Origin of the sequence: Deinococcus carri, assembly GCF_039545055.1 — a bacterium.
In the GTDB taxonomy this organism is placed as follows: Bacteria; Deinococcota; Deinococci; order Deinococcales; family Deinococcaceae; genus Deinococcus; species Deinococcus carri.
In genome coordinates this window covers 106,992-130,870 of record NZ_BAABRP010000001.1, presented here as the reverse complement: position 1 = coordinate 130,870, position 23,879 = coordinate 106,992, and the positions used below count along the sequence as shown (strand labels likewise).

Here is a 23,879-nt window from a genome sequence, read left to right as displayed (position 1 = left end):
CCTCCACCAAGAGAAGAGACACGTCAACAAGCCTGGCGTCAACGCGCGGGCCGCCCCGCGCGGCGGAGACGTCCCCCCGGTGGGGGGTAGGGGGGCTGGGGGGGCGGGGGGAAACTCGCTACAAGTTGCCCGGCCCCTTTCCACTCTTCCCCACTCTCCCTACAACGCCCCCCCAATCCCCGTCAGATTCTGCCCCGCCGCCACCGACAGCGCCGCCAGCGTCTCCAGCACATTGTCCTGCGCCTGAAGCCGGGCGAACTGCGCTTCCTTGAGCGCCAGTTGCGTCTGTTGCAGGTCCACGGCGCTGATGGTGCCGCTCCTCAGCCGCGCCGCGTCCTGGTTGTAACTCCTGAGGGCGGCGGCCTCCCGGCTCTGGGCGACCTTGAGCTGCTCGGCGGCATTCTGGGCCGTCTGGTACGCGGTAGACAGAGCATTCCCGGCGTTCTTCTGAGCGGCGTCCAGCGTGCGCTGCGCGTTGGCGAGGGCGGTGCGGGCGTCACTTAGGGTGCGGGCCGGGGTGAAGTCGTTGTCGGCCAGCCTCACGTTGAGCTGGGCGGCGGCCACGTCGTTCTTCGCGCCCACCACGCTGGTGAGGTTGTCCTCCAGGCCCGTGCGGAGCTGGGTGAGGCTGCTTTTGAGGGTGGGCAGGTTGCCCAGCCCCGCCGCGCGGACCCCGGCGGGGAGGCCGGTCAGGCTGGAGAGCTTCGCGGAGGCGAGGTTCACCTGGGCGCGGGCGTCCGCGAGGGCCTGGGTGCTGCCCGCCAGGGTGTTCTGGGCCTTCTGCACGTCCAGCGGGGTCGCGTTGCTCACGCTGAGCTTGACCTGCGCGACCTGCACGGCCTTCTGGTCCACCTGGGTCTGGAGGGTCTGGAGTTCCACGTTCTCCTGGGCCTCCAGCAGGGCGGTGTAGGCATTCACGGCGCTCTGGAGGGTGGAGAGCCGCGCTGAGCGCAGACTCAGCGTGGCGAGCGTCTGCCCGTTCTGCGCGGCCAGCTTCGCGGCGGCCAGGGTGCTGGGGTCGGCCTGAGCGGCCTTGTTGGCAGCGGTCGCCTTGTCCAGGTTGGCCTGGGCCGTCCGCACGTCGGTGCCATTGCTGAGGGCGGCCTGGACCGCCTGGGTGACAGACACGGCCGACTGGGCGAGGGCGTTGGGGGCGAGCAGGGTCAGACCCAGGGCGAGGGTGAGGGTGGGCGTACGGTTCACGGGGTGCCTCCGGCGGCGTTCTGAAGTTGAATGAGGGCGGTCTGGACCTTCACGCGGGCCTGCACGAGGTTCAGTTCGGCCTGGGCGAGGGCGAGCTGCGCGGCCGTCACGTCCTCTGCCGTCCCGGTCCCGGCCCCCAGGCGGGCCTGCGCCGCGCTGAGGGCGGCCTGCGCAACCTGCACCTGGGTGGCGGCGGGGGGCAGGGCATTCAGGGCCGACTGTGCGGCACTGTACCCCGTCCGCACGGCCAGTTCCGCCGTCTGCTGCGCCACGTTCAGCGTGAGTTGCGCCTGGGTCACGCCCGCCTGCGCCGCCGAGAGCTGGGCGCGCTGGGCGGGCGAGTACACCACATAGCTGCCGCTGACGCTGGCGACCACGCGGTTGCTGCTGCCACTGCCGCTCGACGTGCCCAGCGGGAGCGAGTACCCCACACCCGCCGTGCCTTCCCGCACGTTCAGGCTAGCGCTCAGGCCGCCGCTGCCCGCCGGGCCGTAGCGCAGGCTGGCGGTGAGGTCGGGCAGACGGGCATTGCGCTCCTGCTCGGCCAGGGTGTCCTGGGCGTCCGCCAGGGCGTTCTGGGCCTGCACCACGTCCACCGTTCCGGTGCGGGCGCGGGCCACCAGCGGGGCCAGGTCCGGCAGGGCAAAGGCGCTGGGGGGCACACTGCTGAAGGTCACGCCCGTCAGGTCCCGCCCCAGTGCCGCCGCGAGGTTGAGGCGGGCGGATTCCAGGTCGGACTGGGCGGCCTGCACGGCGGCCTGGGCGAGCTGCACGTTCGCCTGGGCCGACAGCACGCTTTCCTGGGTGGCGTTCGCCTGGCTCTGCTGCACCCGCGCGATCTCCAGTTGCCGCTGGCGCAGGGCCAGGGTCTGCCCGCTGAGAGTCACGTTCTGCTGGGCCAGGGCGGCGGCGAGGTACTGCTGATACACGTTCAGCCGCCCGCTGCCCTGGGCGGCGGCCAGGCGGGCCTGGGCCAGGGTCAGGTTGCGCTGGGCGGCCTGCAACCCGCTCTGGGCATCCGACCAGGGGAGCAGGCCCAGGTTGGCCTGCACGCCCGCGCTGCCCCCCAGGCTCCCCGCCACCGCCGTGGTCGTGCCGTCGGTCCCCGTGGTGGTGGACGGTCCCGTGTAACTGGCGTTGCCCGTCACGCTGACGCTGAGGCCCAGGGCGCTGCGGGCCGCGTTCAGATTCTGCTGCGCCACCTGCACGGCCAGCTGCGCCTGCGTGACGCCCGGAGCCTGCGCGAGCTGTGCCAGGGCCGCCTCCAGGGTCAGGGTGGCCCCCGCGGCCGGAAGGCTTTGGGAGGGGGCCGCCTGAGCTGGAGCGGACGGGGTGGGGGCCGTCTGGGCCTGTCCTCCCCCCGCCCCCAGCAGGAGCGCGAGCGTCAGCAGCCAGGGCGCGGGGGCCGGGGGGGGAGGCCAGGTCATGCGCCCCACACTGCCCCGCGCCCGCGAACGCCCTGCGAACCTTTTTTGAAGATTTGTCGAAGACGGCCGGGGCGCGGGCCGCCGGGCACCGGGGCGCGGCAGCGGCCAGAAAAGCGTGTGGGGAACGCCGTGAGGGCCTTCGCAGAACCTTCGCCGCTGGCCCCTACCATACGGGCATGAGTGCCCTGATCCTGATCGTCGAGGACGAACCGCAGCTCGCGGAGGTGCTGGAAGCCTACGCGCGGCAGGAGGGCTACCGCACCGAGCGGGCCGCCGACGGCCTCACGGCGCTGACCACCTACCGCGCCGCCCACCCCGACCTGATCCTGCTGGACGTGATGCTGCCCGGCAAGAGCGGCCTGGACGTGCTCAAGACCATCCGCGCGGCGGGTCCCACACCCGTCATCCTGGTCACGGCGCGGGCGGAGGAAACCGACCAGATCGTGGGCCTGGAACTCGGCGCGGACGACTACGTGGTCAAGCCCTTTCGCCCGCGCGAGGTGATGGCCCGCGTCAAGGCGGTGCTGCGGCGGGTGAACGCCGCCCTCGAGGACCAGGAACGGCCCCTGCGGGTCGGCCCGCTGGAGGTGGACCGCCGCGCCGCCCGCGCCCGCGTGGACGGCCAGCCGCTCAACCTCACCCCGGCCGAGTTCCGGCTGCTGGCGCACCTGGCGCAGGTGCCGGGGCGGGCCTGCACGCGCGAGGAACTGCTGGCGGCGGCCCTGCCCGACAGTGACGCCCTGGAGCGGGTGGTGGACGCCCACCTCGCCAGCGTGCGGCGCAAGCTCGACGCAGCCGGGGCGGGGGAGTTGCTGCACACGGTACGCGGCGTGGGCTACCGGCTGGAGGCCCCGGCTTGACCCGGCCTTCCCGGCGCGGCCCCAGCCTGGCGGTCACGCTGCTGCTCTCGATGCTGCTGGTCGTCGGGCTGGCGGTCGGGGGCATGTTCCTGTTTTCCAACCTCGCCGTGCGGCGGGAAGTCGCGCAGCTTCCCCCCGAGGTGCAGGCCTACCTGCGCGCCCGCCAGGAGGCCGAGCGCCGGGGCGAGCAGCCGCCGCCCTTTCCGCACCCGCCGGGGCAGATGCCCGCCTCCGGGACGCCTTCGGGACAGGGCAACACCTCGGGCACGTCCCCGCGGCCCCGCGGCGGTGGCCTGCCCGCCGTGCTGAACCCGCGCACCCGCAGCTTCGTGCGCGACGTGCAGACCAGCCTGGTGTGGGGCGGCCTGGTCGCGGCGGCGGTGGCGGCCTCGCTGGGCCTGCTGCTGGCGCGGCGGGTGGCGCGGCCCGTCACCGCCGTCTCGCGGGCGGCGGCGCGGCTGGCGGGAGGCGACCTCTCCGCCCGCGCCCCGGTGCTGCCCGGCGACCGCGAGGTGGCCGAGCTGGCCCGCAGCTTCAACGAGATGGCGGGCAGCCTGGAAGCCCTGGAGCGCGAGCGCCAGCAGGCGGTGGCCGACATCGCGCACGAGCTGCGCACGCCCATCGCCATCATGCAGGCCCGGCTGGACGCGCTGGAAGACGGCGTGTACCCCCTCGACGCGGGCCAGATCGCGCTGCTGAGCGCGCAGACGCAGCTGCTCACGCGCCTGGTGGGCGACCTGCGGACCCTCACGCTGGCCGACGCGGGGCGGCTGGGCCTGTACACGGAGGCTGTGGACCTGGCCGAGGTGGCGGCGCAGGTGGTCCGCGACCTGACCGACCGGGCGACGGCCCGCGGCGTCCACCTCACCCTGACGGCGGCCCCGGCGTGCCTGACCGCCGACCGCGACCGGGTGCGGCAGCTCACCGCAAATCTGGTCGAGAACGCCCTGCGCCACGCCCGCGTCCGCGTGACGGTGCAGGTGGAAAGCGGCCCCGACGGTGCCCACCTGCACGTGGACGACGACGGCCCCGGCATTCCCGAGAGCCTGCGCGACGCGGTGTTTACCCGCTTCACCCGCCTAGACGAGAGCCGCACCCGCGACACGGGCGGCAGCGGCCTGGGCCTCGCCATCGTCCGCGCCCTCGCCAGCGCCCATGGCGGCCATGCCTGCGCCGACGCCTCGCCGCTAGGCGGGGCACGCTTCACGGTCGTGCTGCCGCAGGCCGGGCAGGCGGCAGGTTAACCCCGCGCCCGCAGCCCCAGCAGCAGCCCCGCCGTGAAGGCCCCCGCAAAGGGCAGGTTGGCGGTCAGCACCCGCGTCAGCCACATGCCGCCCAGCTCGCCTCCCTGCTGCAACCACGGGGCCGCGAGGGCCTGCACGCGCGGCCAGTTCACGGTCAACAGGCCGAAGTAGGCCAGAAGCTGCACGCTCAGGAACAGCAGGCCCAGCGCCACCAGCGCCAGCCGCCCCACCTTCTTCAGCGCGAGGCCGGTAGCAAAGCCCAGCAATGCCCCCACGCTCAGGTCGGGCAGCAGGGGGCGCAGCGCTGCGGTGATGGAGGCGGTCGAGACGGGGTCGGGGGACAACGGAACCCCATGCTAGCGCGCCCCGTGAGGCCGAACACCCCTCCTCCCGGGGGCAACCGCACAGTCACCTGCCGGGTTCAAGAGGCCCGGTCGGGCGAGGAGGGCAAAGAGCTTTTCCGTGGGTTCGTCACACCCTGCGGGTGAAAGGCACTCTGAGGAGAGTCACCGACTGTGCGTTTGCCCTCCGCCTTCCTCACGGCCAAAAGGCTGACGCGCGGGGGGGCGGCCAGGCGGTATGGTGGGCGGGACGTGACTTCCGAGCCGGACATTCTCACGCCCGAGCTGCTCACCCGCCTGCGGGACGGGGAGGAGGCCGCCTGGCACGCCTTTGTCAGCGCCTACGAGGCCCGCATGTACGCCTACCTCTACCGGCTGGAGGGCAACGCCGAGGACGCGCTGGACCTCACTCAGGAGGTCTTTTACCGGGCGTGGCGCAGCATCCGGACCTTCCGCGAGGGCGAACGGGTGCTGCCCTGGCTGTATCAGGTCGCGCGCAACACCCAGATCGAGTCTCACCGCCGCAAGCAATTGGCGCGCTTCAGCCTGGAAGAGGCCCGCGAGGACGTGGGCTTCGAGGTCACCAGCGCCGCCCGCTCGCCCGTGCAGGCCGCCGAGAGCGCCGACGCCCAGGACCGCGTGCAGCGCGCCCTGATGAAACTGCCGGAGGAATACCGCGAGGCCGTCGTGCTGCGCTTCGTGGAAGACCTCCCCTACGACGAGATCGCCCGCATCCAGGGGGTGGCCGTCGGCACCGCCAAGAGCCGCGTCTTCCGAGCCAAGGAGCAACTGGCCGAACTGCTCGCCGATGTGGCAGACGTGCACTGAGCGGACTGCACGGCCCTCAAGACCGCCACGAAACCCCGGCGCAGAAGGTTGGGGAAGGGAGAAAAGGCGGCCCCACACCATCCCGCCCGTTCACCCCCAAAAGCAAAAGCGCCCGACTCCCCTGTTTTTCCAAACTTTGGAGCTGATGCCCAAGTTCCACCCTTCAAATGGGCAAGCCTGGAAGACGAGCCGTTCGGGCCGCCAGGCCCGAGGCCGCCCGGTGGGCTGGGCATGGCGTGGAGGGGGAAACCGGGGCGAAGCCTGGCTCCCCTAAAAACGCAAGGAACCTCCCTTGCCTAGCGCAGCGCCGCTCCCCCCTGCCCCCCGGTGGGGGGTAGGGGGGCTGGGGGGGCGGGGGGAAGCTCGCTACAAGATGCCCTGCCCCAAACCCAACAGCCCCACGAGAAAGACGGACCCTGTCCACCCCTCGTGGCTTCCCTCACGGCGCACCCCCGCGCGAGCCGCTACCCTGACGCGGTGCCGAGAAACTGGAAACGGGGCAGACCGCTGACGCTGCTGCTGTCGGGAGTGTCCTGGGCCGTGCTGATAGGGGCCTGCGCCGCGCAGCCCGTCGAGTTCCGGGTGGGCTTCTCGATGAACGAGGAACGCCGCGCCCCGCTCAACGTGGCCTTTACCGCGCAGGCTCCCGCCGAGTACCACATCGAGTGGGACTTCGGAGATGGCAGCGCAGGTCAGGGCCACCAGGTGAACCACACCTATTACCGCGCCGGGAGCTACACGGTGCAGGCCCGGCTGCTGGACACGCGCGGCCAGCGACGCTCGACCGCGACCGGCCAGGTGAAGGTGCTGAGCGGCGGCCCCGAACATGCCGCGCTGGTCGTGCTGCTGGGGCGCGGCGAGGTGCGGCTGTCGGCGGCGGGGAGTGTGGCCTACCGACCCGGCAACCCCAGTTTCAGCCTGGAGGGTCGGCCGGTCGGCCCTGGCCCCATCCCCGTCACGGCGGGGGAGTACCGCGCGGCGGTGCGGCTGCCCGGCGAGAGCGGCGTGCTGGAAGACAGCGTGAAGTTCCGCATGGCCCCGCTGGCGGCCAGCGTGCCCTTCGAGACGGAGGTACTGCGCCTGACCAACCAGGCACGGGCACGCGGCTGGAACTGCCAGACCCTGCGCGCGGGCGGCCCGGCCCTCCCGCCCCTGAAGCGCAACCCCGCGCTGGAGGTGGCCGCGCTGGCCCAGTCGGCGGGGATGGCGCTGGGGGACTACTTCGACCACCAGAGTCGCCTGGACGGCAGCACCCCAGCGCAGCGGGTCGAGGCCACCGGCCTGAGCGTGCGGGCCAGCGGCGAGAACATCGCGGCGGGCCAGGAAACGCCCGAGGAAGTCGTGCAGGCCTGGCTGCGCAGCCCCGGCCACTGCCGCAACATCATGGGCGACTTCACCCAGATCGGCGTGTCGTACGTCAACCGCGCCGGCAGTTCCTACGGGCGCTACTGGACTCAGGTGTTCGCCACGCCCGCCGAGTAGAGGTTCCCCTCAACGGATTCCGTCTGTTGCGTGAACAATCCGGAAGAGCACCGGATTGTTCACTCCACGCCCGGAACCCGTTTTGCTCCTTCTTGCGCTGCTTGGATGGAATCACGGCGTGAACGATTCCACCGGAGTCGCTCTCAGGACGGCACCTTTTCCAGCGGCCCCCACTCTGGCGGCAGGCGACCCGGCTCGGGCAGGAGCGGCTCGCCCAGGGTCAGCCGGGCCAGGGTGCCGCCCCCCGGTGCGTCCTCCAGGGTCACGTCGCCGCCGTGGGCGCGGGCGTAGCGGCGCACCAGTGCGAGGCCCAGGCCCTGCCCACGCGCCAGCGTGCCGGAGCCGCGCTGGTAGGGCAGAAACAGGCGCTCGCGCAACTCGGCCCGGATGCCGGGGCCGTGGTCGCGCACCGTGATCTGGGGCCGTCCGTCCACCAGGGCCAGGGTGAGTTCGACTGGGCCGTCAGAGTACTTCACGGCGTTCTCGACCAGATTCTCGATGATCTGACGCAGGCGGTCGGCGTCCACCGGCCAGCAGACGGGCTGAGGCGGCACCTGCGCCGTCACGCGGCCCCCGGCGGCACGCTGCACGGGCACCCGCAGGTCAGGGCGCGTCACGCGCAGGGTCACGTCGAGGTAGAGGCCCTGCAAGCGGGTCAGGTCGGCGCGGCTGGCGAGCTGGCCCGCACTGTCTTCAAGCAGGCCCAGCAGGTGCTGCCGCTCCTCCGGGGTGCCCGCGTGCCGCAGCAGGTCGCTGGCCAGCAGCAGCGTCTGGAGAGGACGGCGCAGTTCGTGGCTGGCGAGGCTGAGGGCTTCCTGCTGCCGGGCCTCGCGGCGGGCGCGGCGGGTGCGTTCGGCGCGCCACAGCAGCAGCGCCCGCAGGGTCAGCAACATGCTGAGGAGGCCGGTCATCAGCGCCGTGACCAGCAGCGCGCGGCGCATCGCCCCCAGGGCCTGGACATACTGCACCCGCGTCTCGCCCGCGAAATCCCCCGCCTGGGCGTTGAGGCGCACGGCCTCGCGGGCGGCGGCGGCGACGCTGCCAGGGGTGTTCTGACGCAGCAGGGCCTCCACGCGGGCCAGCCGCGCCTCGCCGTGGCTTTCCACCGTGTCCAGCAGCGTGAACTGGGCCGGATTGGCCGCGCTGGAGAGGGCCACCTCATAGCGCATCTGCCGCTCCGGCGCGCTCAGGGCAGGGTCCAGCCGGGCAATCTGGTAGGCCTGCACGTCCTGCGCGAGGCCCTGGTAGGCATAGGGCGTCCAGCCGCTCCCCCGGTCGATCAGGGTGCGGTAGGTCGGCTGCGTCGCCAGCAGCAGCAGGGCGGCGGTCAGCAGGGCGGGCAGCGCCGCCAGCACCACCTCGCGCACCTGGGCGGCAAGGGGAATGCGGTGGGCGGGCGGCTGCGGGAGGCTCACGGCACCGGGGTAATACGCTCGACGAACCACACCCAGGCGGCCCCGTACAGGTGGGGCGGGAACCGCTGCGGGTCGGGCGGCAGCACCACCGTCAGCGGGCCTTTTTCCAGCACCGGAATCGGGCGGCCGTTCGCCCTGTAGGCCAGCATGATGGGCGCGGCCAGATAGTCACGGGCGCGGATGGTGGTCACGAAGCCGTTGCTGGCATACAGGCGCAGGTCCTGCCCGGCAAAGCCCCCCAGCTCCGCCAGGTCGCGCAGCGGCACACCCTCGTAGACGAAGGTGCGGTGGAGCTGGGCATGCTCGGTCGCGTAGCGCACGGCGGGCAGCGCCAGCAGTTGCGCCCGCGTCAGCCCCAGCGTGCGGCCCTGGCCCTCCAGGGTCAGCAGTACCTGTTCACCGGCCCGGGTTGGGGGCAGGGGGCGGCCGGGGCGCAGGTACGGAAAGGGCGTGAGCCTGGCGGGGCTGCTCTGGACGGGCGGGGTCGGCAGATTCTGGCCCGCCGGTCCCCGACCGATCTGCTCACCCAGCGCCGGGCCAGAGACGCCCAGCGCCAACCCGGAGAACAGAACCAGCCAGGGCAGCAGCGCACGAGGTTGCGGGGGCACGCCTCACTCTAGTGCGGGAAAGCGCGGCCCCTCAAGAGCTGACGGCCCCGGCAGCAGCGCCCCGTGAGGGGCAGGTAAGAATCCCCTGGCACGAGCAGACCCTCGCGTCAGGCAGAGATCATGCGCCCGGCGCACAGTGCGGGCATGAAGAACCTCCTTTCTCCGAGGACGCTGTCCCTGAGCACCCTGACCGCCCTGCTGGCCTCGGCGGCGGGCGCTGCGCCCGTTATCAGCGCGCAGAGCATCATCGTCAACCCGGTGCAGAGCAGCCTGACCGTCAAGGTCTGGACGGACCGGGGCAGCGGGCAGCAGGTGCCCAGCTACGCCCCCGGCGAGCGTATCCGCCTGTATGCCAGCGTGAACCAGGACGCCTACGTGTACCTGTTCAACGTGGACCCGCAGGGCCGGGTGGACCTGATCCTGCCCAACAAGTACCAGGGCGGCGCGAACTTCCTGAAGGCGAACACCACCAAGGTCTTTCCCTCGCCCGGCGACCCCTTCACCTTCGACGTGGCCGCGCCCTACGGCTTGAACAAGGTGCTGGCCCTGGCGAGCCGCACGCCCCTGAACCTCGACCAGATCGCCAGCTTCAAGACGCAGCAGAACTCCTTCGCCACCGTGAACGTGCAGGGCCAGGAACGGCTGGCACAGGCGCTGAGCATCGTGGTGAACCCGGTCGAACAGAGCAGCTGGATCAGCGACACGGCCTATTACAACGTGGTGGCCCGCGCCGGGACCGTGCAGCCCGCCCCCGTTCAACCTGCTCCGATCCAGCCCGTGCCGCCCCGGCCCGCCCCCCTCTTCACCGACCCGCAGTGGCAGACCAGCTTCGAGCGCCGCAGCACCCTGGAAAACGTGTACGCCGAGTACGCCGCCCGCCTGCGCGCCGAGGGCTTCACGCAGGTCAGCCGCCGTCAGAACGGCAACCACATCCAGGGCGAGTTCCGCCGCGGTGACCGCCGCGCCAGCCTGGAAGTCAAGCAGAAGGGAAGCCGCTTCGAGGTGAAGATCACCCGCCGCTGAGGTTCCAAAGCAACGCGCCGCCCCGGACTGCTGGGGCGGCGCGTTGCTTTGGAAGGCAATAGAAGTAGGTCGCCCTAGGGCGGCGCTCCGTTCCGTTGCCGCGTATCTTAGGCGGCCACTCCACTTCGCGCCGCCCTCATCACGGTTTCTCACTCCGTTCGGCTCAGAAAGGTCCGACAACCTTTCTGAGCGCCGCCCTATTTCCCGTGGGTGGCCTTCCAGGCCAGCGCGAGTTCCTCGTAGTAGGTGCGGGCGCTCTCGGTCGCCATGTTGGCGAGTTCGTCGGCATTCGCCACGCCGCCGTAGGCCGAGGTGGACCAGAGTTGCAGGTGACTGGCGGTCAGATTGCGGCTGCCGAGCGTGACCTGGGCGTCCTTGAGCAGTTCGAGGCCGAGGTCCAGCGAGTACAGGATGCGGCCGTCGCGGGTCTTGAAGGCGTCCACGCTGAAGATCTGGGCCACCGTGCAGGTCTTGGGGTCCCCGAAGGGAATGCCGTACAGGGTGGCGTAGCGCACCAGTTGCTCGTCCACCCGCACCTCCAGCTCCTCCTGTTCCTTGTCGTCCAGATAGATGTAGGACGTGGGCGGGCAGAGGTCGGCAGACGTCAGGGCGCGCAGATTGCCCTGCTGATGGGTGGCGAGAGCCGGACCGGGCAGGGTCAGGAGGGCAGCCAGCGGGAGCAGCGCGCGTCTCATGCGTCAGTGTACACAGCCGGGAAGCGGGAAACACGGCAGTCTTGACCGGGTTCAGCGGGCAGGGCCAGGCAAACGTGCGTTAGGCGGCCATCTGCTACGCTGGGCCTATTCCCCTTCCGGGCGGCCCTGTCAGGTGGCCGGGCTGCCCCCTGCCTGTCCTATGCCGATGCCTCCGCGCCTGCCCCCTGCCCCGGTGCCCCCTGATGGGAGCCGCCCGGCACGGCTGCTCAACCAGCGCCGCGCGCCCTGACACCGGCCCGGCCGGCACGCCCCCCCCTTTCTCCTCTCCCCTGCTCCCGCGGAGGCTTTTTCCCATGCCCAAGCCCAAGTCCAGAAGCTCTGCCCCCGAACCTACACCCGCCGACCCCGCCGCCACCGACCCCACCGCCGCCGGGGCCGCCGCCTACGCGCAGGCGCAGGGCGACATGTTCCAGCTCGTGACGCCGGAGGGCACAGTGCCCCAGCCGGACCTGCTGCCCGACGTGCCCACCCGCCTGCGGCTCTACCGCCTGATGCGCCGCGCCCGCCACTTCGACGAGCGGGCCTGGGTGCTGTACCGCACGGGCCGCATGGGCGTGTTTCCGCCCTACGGTGGGATGGAGGCCAGCCAGGTCGGCACCGCCGCCGCGCTGACCCATGACGACTGGCTCTTTCCGACCTACCGCGACACCGGCGCGGCCCTCACCTACGGCCTGCCCATCCCGCAGACCATCGCGTACTGGCGCACCAGCCCGCACGGCTGGGCGATGCCGCAGAACCTCAAGGTGCTGCCCTTTTACATCCCCATCGCCACCCAGTATCCGCAGGCGGTCGGCGCGGCGCTGGCCGAGAAGCGCCAGGGTACGCAGAACGTGGCGATGGCCTACATCGGGGACGGCGGCAGCTCCGAGGGCGACTTTCACGAGGCGCTGAACTTCGCGGGGGCACTGGACGCACCGTGCGTCTTCGTCCTCCAGAACAACGGCTGGGCCATCAGCGTGCCCACCCGCACCCAGACCCGCGCGACCAACCTCTCGCGCCGCGCCGAGGGCTACGGCATTCCCGGCGTGCGGGTGGACGGCAACGACGTGCTGGCGACCTACCACGTCACGCGGGAGGCGGTGGAGCGTGCCCGCCGCGGCGAAGGCCCCACCCTGATCGAGACCGTCACCTACCGCATCAAGCCCCACACCGTCGCCGACGACCCCAGCCGCTACCGCACCGAGGCCGACACGGCGGGCTGGGACGCCAAGGACCCGGTGCTGCGCCTGCGAACGCATCTGCTCGCGCAGGGGCACCTGACCGAGGAGGACGACGCCGCCATCACCCGCGACATCGAGGCCGAGTTCGAGGCCGCGCTGAAGGAGGCCGACGCCTACCCCGAGCCGACCCCCGCCGAGATCGTGGATCACGTCTTCGCCGAACCCACGCCCCAGCTTCGCCGCCAGCGCGCGCAGCTTCTGGCGGAGGAGGAGGCGTGAAGGTTGTAGGACGTAGGTTGTGGGTTGTAGGAAGCTCACAACGCCCCACAGCCCACCGCCCACAACCCACAACCCCCCAAGAGGTTCCCGCATGACCGCTGCCCCCCCCACCCGCACCAAGACCATGACGATGGTCGCCGCCATCAACGACGCCCTGGCCCTCGCGCTGGAGACTGACCCCGCCGTCCACATCTTCGGGGAGGACGTGGGGGTGATGGGCGGCGTGTTCCGCGCGACCGACGGCCTGCAAGCCCGCTTCGGGACCGAGCGGGTGTTCGACACGCCGCTGGCGGAGGCGGGCATCGTGGGCATGGGCATCGGCATGGGGCTGGCGGGCCTCAAGCCGGTCGCGGAGATTCAGTTCGCGGGGTTCTTGTACCCGGCGCTGGACCAGATTCTCTCGCACCTGGGCCGCTACCGCCACCGCACCCGCAGCCGCTACCACCTGCCGATGGTGGTGCGCGCACCCTACGGCGGCGGCGTCCACACGCCCGAGCAGCACGCCGACAGCCCGGAAGCCATCCTGGCGCACACCCCCGGCGTCAAGGTCGTGATTCCCAGCACGCCAAGAGATGCCAAGGGCCTGCTGCTGGCCGCTATCGAGGACCCCGACCCCGTCTTCTTCTTCGAGTCCATCAAGCTCTACCGCAGCGTCAAGGAGGAGGTGCCGGAGGGCCACTACACGGTGCCGCTGGGCCAGGCGCGCGTGGTCACGCAGGGGGACGACGTCACCGTGATCTGCTACGGCGGCATGGTGGAAGTCGCCACGAGAGCTGCCGAGGCCGCCCGCGCGCACGGCATCGGCGTGGAGGTGATCGACCTGCGGACCCTGGTGCCGCTGGACACGGACACCATTCTGGAAAGCGTCGCCAAAACGGGCCGCGTGGTGGTCGTCACCGAGGCCCCGCGCACCGGCGGCTTTCACAGCGAGATCAGCGCCATCATCGCGGAGGAGGCCATCGAGCACCTGCAAGCCCCCATCGTGCGTGTGACCGGCTTCGACGCGCCCTACCCGCCCTTCACCTCCATCGAGGACGTGTACCGCCCCAACCCGGTGCGGGTGGCGAAGGCGATCCGGCAGGTGATGGCGTACTGAAGGATTGAGGGATGAGCCATGAGGGATGAGGAGGACGCAGGCGGTTCACCTCATCCCTGTTCAACTGCGCTCCGGCACACGTTCAAGCCTCAGCCGCCGATCATGAGCCGTGGGGACAATGGGGGCCTGATGCGCCTCCCCGTCCTGCTGCTGACCGCTGGCCTGCTCGCGGGTGCGGCGGCATTCACGCTGTCGCGGACGCAGGAGCGCTCGGTTCGTGCGCCAGGGGCCGTCGCGGCGACCGTGCCCGCGCTCTCTCCCGCACCGGCTGAAGCGCCACCCGAGGCCGCCCCGCCCGCACCCCAGGAGCCGCGGCTGGGGGCCAGGACCGAGCCGGTCCCGCGGCCCGTCCTCGTCACGCCCGCCCAGCCGGCGGCGGAGCCAGGGCCGCTGCCCGCCTCCGCCCACGTTCCCAGCATCCGGCACGAGTACCAGCGGCTGAACAACTGCGGCCCGGTGACGGTCGGCATGGCGCTGAGCCGCTGGGGAGGCACGCTGAACCAGTACGACATCGCGCCCCGGCTCAAACCCAACCGGGGCGACGTGAACGTGTCGCCTGAGGAACTGGCGGCCTTTGCGCGGGCGCAGGGGATGGACGTTCACCTGGCACGCAACGGGGACCGCGCGCTGCTCAAGCGGCTGCTCGCGGCGGGCTATCCGGTGGTCGTGGAAACGTGGTTCGTGACCGAAGACGGCGGCATGGGCCACTACCGCCTGCTGACCGGCTACGACGACGCGGGCCAGCAGTTCAGCGCCCTGGACTCCTACCTCGGCCGCCTGGGCCTGCCCTATGCCCGCTTCGACGAGCTGTGGCGGTCCTTCGGGCGCACCTTTCTGGTCGTCTCGCCACCGAACCGGGCAGCGGAGGTGCGTGAGTTGCTGGGGTTCCGGGCTGACCGGGGGGCCGAGCGGCAGGAGGCCCTGCGCGCCGCGCTGGTGGAGGCGGACAGGCGGGACGACGCGGTGGGCTGGCTGAATGTCGGGCAGGCAAAACTCGCGGTCGGGGACGCGCGGGGCGCGGCACGGGCCTTCGAGCAGGCCTTCGCGGCCAGGCCCGACCCCACGCTCGACCCGACCCGCCCGGTGCGGGTGGTGGGTGGCCTGCCCTGGCGGACGCTGTGGTATTCCTTCGGGCCGCTGGAGGCCTACACGCGCACCGGGCGGTATGCGGATGTGCTGCGCCTCACGAACGCGGTTCTGCGCGACGCGCCCGCCCACGAGGAAGCGCACTACTGGCGGGGCCGCGCCCTGGCGGGCCTGGGACGCACGGTGGAGGCAAGGGCCGCCTACCGCGAGGCGCTGCGGCTGCGGCCCGGCTATGCGGCGGCGCGGGCCGCGCTGGGCAGGCTGGAGGGATGAGCAATGAGGGATGAGTGATGCGGCGAGATTGCTTCTCATTTCTCATCACTCATCCCTCAACACTTCCTCCATGACTCTCCCCGCCGCCCGCCTGTCCCCGCAAGCGTTCGCCCAGGCCCGTGCCTTTTTGCTGGAACGGGGCCGACCCCTGGAGGCCGCCCGCTTCCGCCAGGAGTTCGATAGTGGGGAGGCGGAGGCGGTGCTGGCCGCCCTGCGTGCCTACCGCAACGAGGACGGCGGCTTCGGGCAGGCGCTGGAGCCGGACGTGCGGGCACCGGAGAGCAGCGTGCTGGCGACCCTGACGGCCCTGCGGGTACTGCACGAGCTGAACGTGCCCGCCTCCGAGCCGCTGCTGCAAGGCGCGGTGGAATGGCTGCGCCTCCACCTGCATCCCCAGGAGGGCGGCGTGGTCTGGCCCTTCCTGCCGCCGGAGGCCGAAACCTCCCCGCACGCGCCCTGGTGGAACCAGCAGGAGCCGGAGCAGCTCGCGCAGGCGTTCGGGGGCTTCCAGGTCAATCCCCGCGCGGAGCTGGTGGCCCGGCTGTGGCGCTGGCCGGAGCTGCTGCCCGAGGGCCTGCTCTCCCAGCTCACGGTAGAGGTGCGGGACGCGGTGCTGGCGGGCCTGGACGCGGGGGACGTGAACGGGCACCACACGGCGGCGGTCTTTGCCCAGCAGCCCGAGGTGCCCGAAGAGTACCGCGAACCCGCGCTGGAATACCTGCGCGACGTGCTGCCGGACCGGGTAGCCCGCCTGCCCGAGGAGTTCGCGGGCTACGGCCTGAGCGCCCTGGCTGTCGCCCCCACCCCGGCCTCCCCCCTGGCCCACGCACTGGAAGAACCGCTTGCCGCCGCCCTCACCCACCTCCTCACCTCGCAGGCGGAGGACGGCGCGTGGGGACCGACCTGGTCCTGGTCCGGCCAGTTCCCGGAAGCCTGGCCCCAGGCGGAAGCCGAATGGCGCAGCGTGCTGACGCTGGAGGCCCTACGGACGCTGCGGGACTGGGGGAGGCTGGAGGGATTGTAGGCCAGGTCTGTCCCACAACCCACAGCCCACAACCCAAAAAAACCGCCCCACCTTCCCGGCAGGGCGGCTCTTTCCGTTCGCTTACTTCTTGGGCGCTTCGATGGTCTTGACGGCCTTGCCGGCGGGGCGGGGCGGGGCCTTTTGCACGGTCTGGCCGATGCTGGCCGTTTCCTTTTCAACCTGCTTGTTAATCAGAATCTGCTGGCCGATGCCGATCAGGGTGGACAGGATGATGTAGATCGTCACGCCCGCCGGGAAGGTCAGGGCGAAGTACAAGAAGATCAGGTAGATAAACGCCTGCTGGCGGAACATGTCGGGGTTCTTGCGCGTCATCACGTAGAGCTGCCCGATGTTCACGATCAGGTAGATGACCGCCAGGATGTAGAAGGGGTCCGGAATGGCGAGGTCGGGCAGCCACAGGAAGCCGCTGTCGAACTCGAAGTTGCGGATGGTGGACCACAGCGCGATCAGGACCGGGAAGGGCAGGAAGGTGGAGAAACAGCCCGCCGGGTTGAAGTTGTGGTCGCGGTAGAGCTGCTGCATCTCGGCCTGCATCGCCCGCTGCGAGTCCATGTCCTTGCGTTCCTTGTAGCGGTCCTGAATCTCCTTGATCTTGGGCTGCATTACCTGCATGCGGGCGGTGGTGCGGCCCTGCGCCTGCATCAGCGGCCACATGATCAGCCTCAGGAGGATGGTCAGCAGCACGATGACCAGGCCCCAGTTGCCGACGAACTTGTACAGCGTCTCCATCAGCTTCACGATCAGCAGGCTGATCTGGCCGAAGAAGTTGGGCTGAAAGAGGCCCGGCAGGCTGGTATAGCCGCTCTGGTACAGGTGAACGAGTTCGTTCTTGCCGCCGTACACTTCCAGGTTGCTGGGGCCGCTCAGTTGCACCGCAATCAGGCCCTGGGCACCGCCGGTCAGGGTGGCGCTGGCGGCCGTTCCCCCCTGGGGCCGCACGATCAGCGCGTGGGCGACCTGGCTGGGCTTTTCCTGAAGCGCGGCGTACTGGATGTTGGGCACGCTCAGCGTCCCGCTGCCCTGCACGGCGGCCAGTTGCCCGCCCACCGGCACGGCCTTCACGCTGGGGTTGTCCGCCTTGCCCAGGCCGGGAAACAGCATGGTGTAGTTCTGCGGGCCACCCTGAAGGGTGGTCTGCACGTCCACCTTGAAGTTGCGCGGGTGCAGGGTGACAGTCTTGGTGACGGCCACGCCGTTCTGGGTGTAACGGAACACCGCCTCCTGCCGGTTCTGCACGAGGTTCTGGGAAAGCTGCGGTGCGGCGGCCCGCGCGGGCTGGGCGGGGTCGAGGGTGCCCGCCGCGCTCAGCGCCAACGCCTTGCGGTCCCCCACCATGTTCACGATGGTCTTGGAGGTCTTCAGGGCGCTGAAGTCATAGGTGCCGTCGGGGCGCTTCTTGATGAACGGCGTGCCCGCGTAGCTCTTGACGTACCAGCCGATCACCTCGCCGCGCGCGTTGAACACCACGTCCTGGAGATTGCTGGTGGCGATGTACTCGTCGCCGGGCTGACCGTCGAAATCGGCGGTGATCCACTCGGGCGTGATCGCCTTGCCGAAGGTGGGGAGGGGGCCGGAGGTGCCGCACCCCGTGAGGAGCAGCGCCCCGAGGGCCGTGAGGGGAAGCAGGGTTCTGGTCTTCATCAGGGTGTCTTTCTGGTGCTCTTCGGGCGGTGCTGGGGTGGAAAGTGGTCCGGCACGGGGTCAACCCCGCCCGGCACCAGGGGATTGCAGCGCAGGACGCGCCAGGCGGCCAGCCAGCCCCCCCGCAGGGCACCGTGCCGCTCGATGGCCTCTGCCGCGTACTGCGAGCAGGTGGGCGTGAAGCGGCAGGTGGGCGCGGGCTTGAGCGGCGAGAGGTGCCGCTGGTAGCCCCGGACCAATCGCACCAGGCCGCGTGCGGCGGCGCTCACGGCGTTTTCCCGGAGGTGGTGGCGGAGTCGGGGGCATGGTCGGCAGGCGGCACGGCAGCAGGTACGGGGGACGGGGCGCGGGGGTTCCCGCCTTTGCCGCCGCCCTTGCCCCGCTTCACGCGGCCCGGCACCTGCGCCAGCACCCGCGTCAGCACAGCCTGCAACTCGGGAAAGGGCACGCTCAGCACGCCGGGATTCGGCATCAGGATGGCCCGGCAGGGGGGCAGGCCGCCCGGCAGGGTGCGCAGCGCCTCGCGCACGCGGCGGCGGGCACGGTTGCGGTCCACCGCGCGGCGCAGGGTCTTTTTGGGTACCACGATGCCGATGATGGCGCGGGGCCGCCACGCCTCACCGTGCCGCGGGCGATAATCGGTAACCCGCAGCGTGAGCAGCGGGTCGCGCAGCATCACGCCCTGCTGCCGCACCCGCCGGAACTCGCGCTCCGTTTTCAACGACGCGAGCGCCACCGGGCGGCGGGACCGCTCCTGCGTGGCGCTGCTGGCATCGGGATTGGAGATGGCCCGCTCCTGACGGCGAGGCTCAGACGCGGCCGCATTCATTCCACTTCAGACCGGCGTTTTTCCGGTCTAAAGCTTCATTCCTGCAACCGCATTCCACAGCTCACTCGCTCCGCTCGGCCGGAAGCGTCTCTACCGAAACACGCCCGGACAACTTTGGATTTACTCGTCGCTGACGGTGAGCTGGTGACGGCCCTTCGCGCGGCGGCGCGCGAGGATGTTGCGGCCCGCTTTGGTCTTCATGCGGGCGCGGAAGCCGTGGGTCTTGGCCCGCTTGCGGACGTTCGGCTGGTAGGTACGCTTCATGTTCTTCTGCTCCTTCTCGCGGCCCCGGCGCGGCCCCGCTTCCCCGGTCAGGTTCAGGCGGGGCCTGCCGCGCCTTTTTGCGCGAAACTCGCCCCCTGGGGAGGCAAACTCCGGGAGTGTATCACGCAGGGGGGCGGGGCGGGAAGGGCTGGTAAGCTTCTATGGAGGGTTAAACCTGACTGTTTCACCGTCCCGCCTCAACCGCCGGGTGGCCGGGCCAGCTGGGCGGTCACAGCTGGGCCGTCAGACCTCCCGCCCCACTGTGACCCCGCAGCTTGCCCCCTCCCCCCCCGCCGCGCTACTAATGGCGGGATATGCGTGACGCCGTTCTGAATGCCCTGAAGACCGTGAACGATCCGGAGCTGCACCGCGACCTGGTGTCGCTGGGCATGATCGAGCGCGCCGAGGTCGAGGGGAACGTGGCGCACGTGAAGGTGAACCTCACCACACCCGCCTGCCCGCTGAAGGGCCAGATCGAGGGCGACGTGCGCGCGGCGGTGCTGGGCGTGCCGGGCATCCGGGACGTGGTCGTGACCTTCGGGGCGATGGTGCGCCCGCCCGCGCAACCGGCGCTGCCCGGCGTGAAGCACGTGCTGCTGGTGGGCAGCGGCAAGGGCGGCGTGGGCAAGAGCAGCGTGGCGGTGAACCTCGCCGCCTCCCTGGCGCGCGACGGGGCGCGGGTCGGCCTGCTGGACGCCGACGTGTACGGCCCCAGCGTGGCGCACATGCTGGGCCAGGGGGCGGCGCGCGTGACCGCCAACGCCGAGCGCAAGATGCAGCCCATCGAGGCCCACGGCGTGCGCTTCCTGAGCATGGCGAACCTCTCCCCGGCGGGGCAGGCGCTGGTGTGGCGCGGGCCGATGCTGCACTCGGCCATCCAGCAGTTTCTCAAGGACGCCGCGTGGGGCGAACTCGATTACCTGATCGTGGACCTGCCGCCCGGCACCGGGGACGTGCAGCTTTCCCTCACGCAGACGATTCACGTGACGGGGGCGGTGCTGGTCACGACCCCGCAGGACGTGGCGCTGATCGACGCGGCGCGGGCGCTCGACATGTTCCGCAAGGCCAGCGTGCCGGTGCTGGGCGTGGTGGAGAACATGAGTTACTTCGTGGCCCCCGACACCGGCCTCACCTACGACATCTTCGGGCGGGGTGGGTCGCGCAAGCTGGGCAACCTCCCGCTGCTGGGCGAGGTGCCGCTGGAGGTGGAGGTGCGCCAGGACGCCGACGCGGGCCTGCCCGCCGTGATGGCGCATCCGCAGTCGGCCGCCGCGCAGGCGCTGACGCAGGTCGCGCGCAACCTTGCCGGGCGGGTGAGCGTGCAGGCGATGGCCCATCTGCCCGAACAGTTGCCGGTGGTCTGAAGTGACCGCCGGGCCTCCCCTTCCCACGCCGCACGCCGCGCCGCCGCTGCCCGCCCCCGAGCGCACCAAGCACCGGCTGCTGGAGCTGCTCAAGCGCCACGGCCCGCAGACGGTGCAGGACCTGGCCGGACACCTGGGGGTCAGTGTGCCGGGCGCGCGGCGGCACCTGCTCGACCTTCAGGACCAGGGCCTGATCGAGGCCCGCACCGAGCGGCCCGGCGGGCGCGGGCGGCCCCAGCACGTCTTTCTGCTCACCGACCGGGGCGAGGCGGCCTTTCCCAAGACGTACTCGCTGCTGTGCCTGGACGTGCTGCGGCATGTGCAGACCCTCTTCGGGGAGGGGGCCGCGCTTCAGGTGCTCGACGCCCGCAGCGCGGAACTGGCCGGGCAGTTGGCGGCCGAACTGCCGGACAACCTCGCGCCCGAGGAGCGTGTGCGGGCCTTTGCGGCGTGGCTGACGGGCATGGGCTACGACGCCGTGACCGAGCAGGACGAGGACGGCACCTGGTTCATCGTGGAGCGCAACTGCCCGAACCTCACAGTGGCGCGGCAGTACCCCGAGCTGTGCAGAAGCGAGCTGGGGCTGTTCGTGCAGGTGCTGGGCCTGCCGGTGACGCGCGAGACACGCATCGCCTGTGGGCAGGGCAGTTGCCGCTACCGGATCGGTTCCTGATGTCCGGCGCTGGTGACGCGCGCCGGGCACCGGGGCCGCTCTACAGCCTGGTCGCCTGGCCCCCCGAGGCGCTCGACACCTGGCTGCGGCGCACGCAGGAGCGCCTGAACGTGCGGGGCTTCGGGGCACCTCACCTGAACCTGCGTGCCCCCTTTCAGACGGAGCTGAGCAGCACCGAGCTGGTCGCCGCCTTCCGGGACGTGCTGCGCGGCGAGGAACCGTTCGAGGTGCGGGTCAGGGGCTGGAAACGGCTGCCCCACGTCTTCTTTCTGGAATGCGAACCCGGCCCCCACCTGCTGGACCTGCACGCCCGCGCCCTGAGCGTCGGGCCATCGAGCCGCGCCCCCCACGACGGCGCGGGCTACACACCGCACCTCACGCTGGCGCTGGGCGTGTTGCCCTGGGCCGAGGACCTGCTCTGGCTGCAGGTGCAGGCCACCCGGCCGCCCATGGACCGCTTTACCGTCAATGTCCTGAGCCTCACCCGTGAGGAACGCGGCGAGGTGCAGGAGGTGCATACCTTTCCGCTGGAAGGCGCAGGCACCCCCGACGAGGCCGAACGGCCCAGCCAGGAGGCAGAACCGGACCTGTCGCCATAGGAGGCGGCCAGCTTTCAGTTGCCAGCAGTCAGCAAAAAGCCCCGGCATCAGGCGGGGGCTTTTCTGTGCTGGCTGCTGGAAGCTGGCCGCTGGCGGCTACACCGTCGCGGGCACCTTCAGCAGCGGCGCGAGCGCGTCCGTGAAGCGGTCGTACCCGGCGAAGTCGAGCTGCTGCTCGTTGTCGCTGAGCGCCGTGGCGGGGCTGGGGTGGACTTCCACGTGGATACCGTCCGCGCCGACCGCGAGCGCGGCCTTAGCCAGCGGAATCAGCAGGTCACGGCGTCCGGCGGCGTGGGTCACGTCCACGATGACGGGCAGGTGCGTTTCCTGCTTGGCGAGGGCCACCGCCGAGAGGTCGAGGGTGTTACGGGTCCACTTCTCGAAGGTGCGGATGCCGCGTTCGCAGAGAATCACTTCCGGGTTGCCCTCCGAGAGGATGTACTCGGCGGCGTAGAGCCATTCCTCGATGGTGGCGCTCAGGCCGCGCTTGAGCAGCACCGGGCGGCGCGAGCGGCCCACCTCGCGCAGCAGAGCGAAGTTGTGCATGTTGCGCGCGCCCACCTGGAGGATGTCGGCGTGTTCGGCCACCACCTCCACGTCGCGGGTGTCCATCACCTCAGTGACGAACAGCATCCCGTTCTCGCGGGCCGCGCGGCCGCCGATGATCAGGCCGTCCACGCCCATCCCCTGGAAGCCGTAGGGGCTGGTGCGGGGTTTGTACGCGCCGCCGCGCAGAATCTTCACGCCGCGCGAGGCCAGGAAGCGGGCGGTTTCCTCCATCTGTTCTTCGGACTCGATGGAGCACGGCCCGGCGATGACGACGGGCGGCGCGTCCCCGCCGATACGCACGCCGTCAATGTCCAGCACGGTGTCGGTGGGCTGCACCTTGCGCGACACCAGCAGCTGCTTCTTGTCGTTGCTCTCCTCCAGGTCCAGGCTGGCCCGGAAGATTTCCTTGAAGATGGCCTTGACGGCGGCGTTCGTGAAGGGACCGGGGTTCAGGCCCTCCAGAACGCGGAGCTGCTGTTCCTCGCGGGCGGGGTCGTAGTGCTGGGGGCGGCCCTCCTGGCTCTTGGCGCGGCCGATCTGCGCGACCACCTCGCCCCGGCGCGAGAGCAGGCTGAGAAGGTCGCGGTTGATGTCATCGACCTCGGCGCGGAGGTCGTCGATGCTGCGTTGGGTCATGCGGTCAGTGTAGGAAAGTGCTTCCATCGGCGCGGCCCACACTGCTAGTCAATTTGAAAAAACCTGTCCAGATTCAGGCCCCTCCTCCCCCGGCCCCTCTTCCGGCGTGTTCACCATGTGGGCCGCGACCCGCGAGAGCGCCGCGTACAGTTCGCGCGCGTCGGCCTCCGCGATCTCGGGCGTCTCGCGCAGCGCGGCGTTCATGCACGCCAGCCAGGCGCGGGCGCGCGTGGGCGTGATGGGAAAGGGCAGGTGCCGGGCGCGCAGGCGCGGGTGCCCGAAGCGCTGGTGGTACAGGGGCGGCCCGCCCAGAAACCCGGTCAGGAAGGCGAGCTGCTTTTCGGCGGTCAGCGTGAGGTCGGCGGGAAAGATGGGCGCGAGGTCGGGGTCGGCGGCGACGCGGGCGTAGAAATGCCCCACGAGCGCGGCCAGCGCCTGCGGGCCGATGCGCTCATACAGGCTGCCGCCCCCGGTGAGCGTGATGGGAGCCGTCATGCGGGCAGGCTAGCGCGCCCGCCGGGACGGGACAGGGCCAAGCTTCCTCTGGCTGGCTTCCCGTTTGCCGCCGCGCCCCAGCCCGTACAGCCCCAGACCCAGGCTCATCGCGGGGCCGCTGCCCAGCGCGAAGACCAGCGTGCCCCACCCCACCAGGCCGCCCAGCAGCCACCCCAGCCCCAGCACCGCCAGTTCGATGCCGGTGCGGACACGCGCCACCTCCCAGCCCGTCTGCCGGCTGAGGCCCAGCACCAACCCGTCGCGCGGCCCTGCCCCCAGCCCCGCCGCCACGTAGGTGCCGGTGGCAAAGCCCAGCAGCGCCACCCCCAGCACAAACTGCACCCAGCGCGCGGGCAGGCCCGCCGGGTCCGGCACCAGCGGTCCCAGCAGGTCGAGAAAGAGGCCGATCAGCAGCACGTTGATAACGGTGCCCGGCCCGATACGCTCGCGCAGGCGCAGCGCCGTGAAGGCCACGATCAGCACGCCGGTCAGGATGCTGACCAGACCGATGCTGAGGGGCAGATGCCGGGTCACGCCCAGGTGAAAGGCTTCCCAGGGGGCCAGCCCCACCCGCGCGTCGAGCATCAGGCGCAGGCTCAGGCCATACAGAAAGAGGCCGGAAACCAGCAGCGCGTACCGCCCCGGCAGCGGCAGGCGGGTGAGGGCGGCGAGGGGAGCGGGACGGGTCACTCGGGCGAGGCTAGCACCCCCGGCCCGCACATGTGCCTGAGCTGTAAGAAGGG

General features: G+C 71.1%; 25 protein-coding genes. 12 read left to right on the top strand and 13 right to left on the bottom strand.

Annotated features, from left to right (window positions below; translation table 11 throughout):
• Positions 1 to 159: 159 nt before the first annotated feature.
• A complete protein-coding gene (locus ABEA67_RS00730) occupies positions 160 to 1,203 on the bottom strand; it encodes a TolC family protein (protein WP_345459379.1) in 1,044 nt (347 codons plus the stop codon).
• Entirely contained in the window at positions 1,200 to 2,630 is a 1,431-nt protein-coding gene (locus ABEA67_RS00725) for a TolC family protein (protein WP_345459376.1), read from the bottom strand. Before ABEA67_RS00725 ends, ABEA67_RS00730 begins: the two co-directional genes overlap by 4 nt.
• Positions 2,631 to 2,806: 176 nt before the next feature.
• On the opposite strand from ABEA67_RS00725, the gene ABEA67_RS00720 reads away from it, so the two are divergent.
• On the top strand, positions 2,807 to 3,490 hold the full coding sequence (locus ABEA67_RS00720) for a response regulator (protein ID WP_345459373.1): 684 nt from the start codon (positions 2,807 to 2,809) through the stop codon (positions 3,488 to 3,490).
• Entirely contained in the window at positions 3,487 to 4,734 is a 1,248-nt protein-coding gene (locus ABEA67_RS00715; RefSeq protein ID WP_345459370.1) for a sensor histidine kinase, read from the top strand. Before ABEA67_RS00720 ends, ABEA67_RS00715 begins: the two co-directional genes overlap by 4 nt.
• On the opposite strand, the gene ABEA67_RS00710 is transcribed toward ABEA67_RS00715, so the two are convergent.
• The gene (locus ABEA67_RS00710) at positions 4,731 to 5,078 is read right to left on the bottom strand and encodes an FUN14 domain-containing protein (RefSeq protein WP_345459367.1); all 348 of its coding nucleotides are present in this window, start codon (positions 5,076 to 5,078) and stop codon (positions 4,731 to 4,733) included. The two genes, ABEA67_RS00715 and ABEA67_RS00710, sit on opposite strands and share 4 nt — an antisense overlap.
• Positions 5,079 to 5,327: 249 nt before the next feature.
• Here ABEA67_RS00710 and ABEA67_RS00705 point away from each other — a divergent pair, with 249 nt between their 5' ends.
• A complete protein-coding gene (locus tag ABEA67_RS00705; RefSeq protein ID WP_345459364.1) occupies positions 5,328 to 5,903 on the top strand; it encodes an RNA polymerase sigma factor in 576 nt (191 codons plus the stop codon).
• A 477-nt stretch (positions 5,904 to 6,380) separates the two neighbouring features.
• On the top strand, positions 6,381 to 7,385 hold the full coding sequence (locus ABEA67_RS00700; RefSeq protein ID WP_345459361.1) for a CAP domain-containing protein: 1,005 nt from the start codon (positions 6,381 to 6,383) through the stop codon (positions 7,383 to 7,385).
• 143 nt (positions 7,386 to 7,528) lie between these two features.
• On the opposite strand, the gene ABEA67_RS00695 is transcribed toward ABEA67_RS00700, so the two are convergent.
• A complete protein-coding gene (locus tag ABEA67_RS00695; protein ID WP_345459358.1) occupies positions 7,529 to 8,800 on the bottom strand; it encodes a sensor histidine kinase in 1,272 nt (423 codons plus the stop codon).
• Complete coding sequence (locus ABEA67_RS00690; RefSeq protein ID WP_345459355.1) at positions 8,797 to 9,408, bottom strand: molybdopterin-dependent oxidoreductase; 612 nt, start codon at positions 9,406 to 9,408, stop codon at positions 8,797 to 8,799. The genes ABEA67_RS00695 and ABEA67_RS00690 overlap by 4 nt, the downstream gene beginning before the upstream one ends.
• 144 nt (positions 9,409 to 9,552) lie before the next feature.
• On the opposite strand from ABEA67_RS00690, the gene ABEA67_RS00685 reads away from it, so the two are divergent.
• Positions 9,553 to 10,431 carry a DUF4384 domain-containing protein gene (locus tag ABEA67_RS00685; protein ID WP_345459352.1) on the top strand — a complete coding sequence of 293 codons (879 nt, stop codon included), beginning with the start codon at positions 9,553 to 9,555 and terminating at the stop codon, positions 10,429 to 10,431.
• A gap of 197 nt (positions 10,432 to 10,628) precedes the next feature.
• On the opposite strand, the gene ABEA67_RS00680 is transcribed toward ABEA67_RS00685, so the two are convergent.
• Positions 10,629 to 11,126, bottom strand: a complete 498-nt coding sequence (locus tag ABEA67_RS00680; protein WP_345459349.1) for a hypothetical protein — start codon at positions 11,124 to 11,126, stop codon at positions 10,629 to 10,631.
• A gap of 425 nt (positions 11,127 to 11,551) precedes the next feature.
• On the opposite strand from ABEA67_RS00680, the gene pdhA reads away from it, so the two are divergent.
• The 4 genes from pdhA (at position 11,552) to ABEA67_RS00660 (ending at position 16,065) form a co-directional block, all read left to right on the top strand.
• The gene (gene pdhA, locus ABEA67_RS00675) at positions 11,552 to 12,586 is read left to right on the top strand and encodes a pyruvate dehydrogenase (acetyl-transferring) E1 component subunit alpha (RefSeq protein ID WP_345461755.1); all 1,035 of its coding nucleotides are present in this window, start codon (positions 11,552 to 11,554) and stop codon (positions 12,584 to 12,586) included.
• 91 nt (positions 12,587 to 12,677) lie between these two features.
• A complete protein-coding gene (locus ABEA67_RS00670) occupies positions 12,678 to 13,682 on the top strand; it encodes an alpha-ketoacid dehydrogenase subunit beta (RefSeq protein ID WP_345459346.1) in 1,005 nt (334 codons plus the stop codon).
• Between the two features lie 129 nt (positions 13,683 to 13,811).
• Positions 13,812 to 15,041: a C39 family peptidase gene (locus ABEA67_RS00665; protein ID WP_345459343.1), complete on the top strand. Its 1,230-nt coding sequence runs from the start codon at positions 13,812 to 13,814 to the stop codon at positions 15,039 to 15,041.
• A gap of 70 nt (positions 15,042 to 15,111) precedes the next feature.
• Positions 15,112 to 16,065: a prenyltransferase/squalene oxidase repeat-containing protein gene (locus ABEA67_RS00660; protein ID WP_345459340.1), complete on the top strand. Its 954-nt coding sequence runs from the start codon at positions 15,112 to 15,114 to the stop codon at positions 16,063 to 16,065.
• An 81-nt stretch (positions 16,066 to 16,146) separates the two neighbouring features.
• Here the strand turns inward: ABEA67_RS00660 and ABEA67_RS00655 are convergent, their stop codons facing one another.
• The 4 genes from ABEA67_RS00655 to rpmH all read right to left on the bottom strand — a co-directional run bounded on the left by ABEA67_RS00655 (position 16,147) and on the right by rpmH (position 18,820).
• Positions 16,147 to 17,727 (bottom strand): YidC/Oxa1 family membrane protein insertase, encoded by a 1,581-nt coding sequence (locus ABEA67_RS00655; protein WP_345459337.1) that lies wholly within the window; start codon positions 17,725 to 17,727, stop codon positions 16,147 to 16,149.
• The gene (gene yidD / locus ABEA67_RS00650) at positions 17,727 to 17,996 is read right to left on the bottom strand and encodes a membrane protein insertion efficiency factor YidD (protein ID WP_345459334.1); all 270 of its coding nucleotides are present in this window, start codon (positions 17,994 to 17,996) and stop codon (positions 17,727 to 17,729) included. The genes ABEA67_RS00655 and yidD overlap by 1 nt, the downstream gene beginning before the upstream one ends.
• Positions 17,993 to 18,448 (bottom strand): ribonuclease P protein component, encoded by a 456-nt coding sequence (gene rnpA / locus ABEA67_RS00645; RefSeq protein ID WP_345461752.1) that lies wholly within the window; start codon positions 18,446 to 18,448, stop codon positions 17,993 to 17,995. The genes yidD and rnpA overlap by 4 nt, the downstream gene beginning before the upstream one ends.
• 228 nt (positions 18,449 to 18,676) lie before the next feature.
• On the bottom strand, positions 18,677 to 18,820 hold the full coding sequence (gene rpmH / locus ABEA67_RS00640) for a 50S ribosomal protein L34 (RefSeq protein WP_019585335.1): 144 nt from the start codon (positions 18,818 to 18,820) through the stop codon (positions 18,677 to 18,679).
• Positions 18,821 to 19,134: 314 nt separating this feature from the next.
• On the opposite strand from rpmH, the gene ABEA67_RS00635 reads away from it, so the two are divergent.
• From ABEA67_RS00635 to ABEA67_RS00625, 3 genes are read left to right on the top strand one after another with little or no spacing between them, the layout of a single operon-like run.
• Positions 19,135 to 20,184: an Mrp/NBP35 family ATP-binding protein gene (locus ABEA67_RS00635; protein WP_345459331.1), complete on the top strand. Its 1,050-nt coding sequence runs from the start codon at positions 19,135 to 19,137 to the stop codon at positions 20,182 to 20,184.
• 1 nt (position 20,185) lies between these two features.
• Entirely contained in the window at positions 20,186 to 20,857 is a 672-nt protein-coding gene (locus ABEA67_RS00630) for a helix-turn-helix transcriptional regulator (protein ID WP_345459328.1), read from the top strand.
• Positions 20,857 to 21,456, top strand: a complete 600-nt coding sequence (locus ABEA67_RS00625; RefSeq protein WP_345459325.1) for a 2'-5' RNA ligase family protein — start codon at positions 20,857 to 20,859, stop codon at positions 21,454 to 21,456. Before ABEA67_RS00630 ends, ABEA67_RS00625 begins: the two co-directional genes overlap by 1 nt.
• Positions 21,457 to 21,552: 96 nt before the next feature.
• On the opposite strand, the gene ABEA67_RS00620 is transcribed toward ABEA67_RS00625, so the two are convergent.
• The 3 genes from ABEA67_RS00620 to ABEA67_RS00610 are packed head-to-tail and all read right to left on the bottom strand — an operon-like array spanning position 21,553 to position 23,826.
• Entirely contained in the window at positions 21,553 to 22,641 is a 1,089-nt protein-coding gene (locus ABEA67_RS00620; protein WP_345459322.1) for a bifunctional 3-deoxy-7-phosphoheptulonate synthase/chorismate mutase, read from the bottom strand.
• A gap of 48 nt (positions 22,642 to 22,689) precedes the next feature.
• Positions 22,690 to 23,136, bottom strand: a complete 447-nt coding sequence (locus tag ABEA67_RS00615) for a globin domain-containing protein (protein WP_345459319.1) — start codon at positions 23,134 to 23,136, stop codon at positions 22,690 to 22,692.
• 9 nt (positions 23,137 to 23,145) lie between these two features.
• Positions 23,146 to 23,826, bottom strand: coding sequence for a YczE/YyaS/YitT family protein (locus tag ABEA67_RS00610; protein WP_345459316.1), 681 nt, complete (start codon positions 23,824 to 23,826; stop codon positions 23,146 to 23,148).
• Positions 23,827 to 23,879: the final 53 nt, after the last annotated feature.

What these genes read in the sequence shown, in the direction of transcription:
- ABEA67_RS00725 (WP_345459376.1), bottom strand. Translation starts at nt 2,630, where the DNA reads ATGACCTGGCCTCCCCCCCCGGCCCCCGCGCCCTGGCTGCTGACGCTC.
- ABEA67_RS00720 (WP_345459373.1), top strand. Translation starts at nt 2,807, where the DNA reads ATGAGTGCCCTGATCCTGATCGTCGAGGACGAACCGCAGCTCGCGGAG.
- ABEA67_RS00685 (WP_345459352.1), top strand. Translation starts at nt 9,553, where the DNA reads ATGAAGAACCTCCTTTCTCCGAGGACGCTGTCCCTGAGCACCCTGACC.
- ABEA67_RS00680 (WP_345459349.1), bottom strand. Translation starts at nt 11,126, where the DNA reads ATGAGACGCGCGCTGCTCCCGCTGGCTGCCCTCCTGACCCTGCCCGGT.
- pdhA (WP_345461755.1), top strand. Translation starts at nt 11,552, where the DNA reads ATGTTCCAGCTCGTGACGCCGGAGGGCACAGTGCCCCAGCCGGACCTG.
- ABEA67_RS00670 (WP_345459346.1), top strand. Translation starts at nt 12,678, where the DNA reads ATGACCGCTGCCCCCCCCACCCGCACCAAGACCATGACGATGGTCGCC.
- ABEA67_RS00665 (WP_345459343.1), top strand. Translation starts at nt 13,812, where the DNA reads ATGCGCCTCCCCGTCCTGCTGCTGACCGCTGGCCTGCTCGCGGGTGCG.
- ABEA67_RS00660 (WP_345459340.1), top strand. Translation starts at nt 15,112, where the DNA reads ATGACTCTCCCCGCCGCCCGCCTGTCCCCGCAAGCGTTCGCCCAGGCC.
- ABEA67_RS00655 (WP_345459337.1), bottom strand. Translation starts at nt 17,727, where the DNA reads ATGAAGACCAGAACCCTGCTTCCCCTCACGGCCCTCGGGGCGCTGCTC.
- rpmH (WP_019585335.1), bottom strand. Translation starts at nt 18,820, where the DNA reads ATGAAGCGTACCTACCAGCCGAACGTCCGCAAGCGGGCCAAGACCCAC.
- ABEA67_RS00635 (WP_345459331.1), top strand. Translation starts at nt 19,135, where the DNA reads ATGCGTGACGCCGTTCTGAATGCCCTGAAGACCGTGAACGATCCGGAG.
- ABEA67_RS00625 (WP_345459325.1), top strand. Translation starts at nt 20,857, where the DNA reads ATGTCCGGCGCTGGTGACGCGCGCCGGGCACCGGGGCCGCTCTACAGC.
- ABEA67_RS00620 (WP_345459322.1), bottom strand. Translation starts at nt 22,641, where the DNA reads ATGACCCAACGCAGCATCGACGACCTCCGCGCCGAGGTCGATGACATC.
- ABEA67_RS00615 (WP_345459319.1), bottom strand. Translation starts at nt 23,136, where the DNA reads ATGACGGCTCCCATCACGCTCACCGGGGGCGGCAGCCTGTATGAGCGC.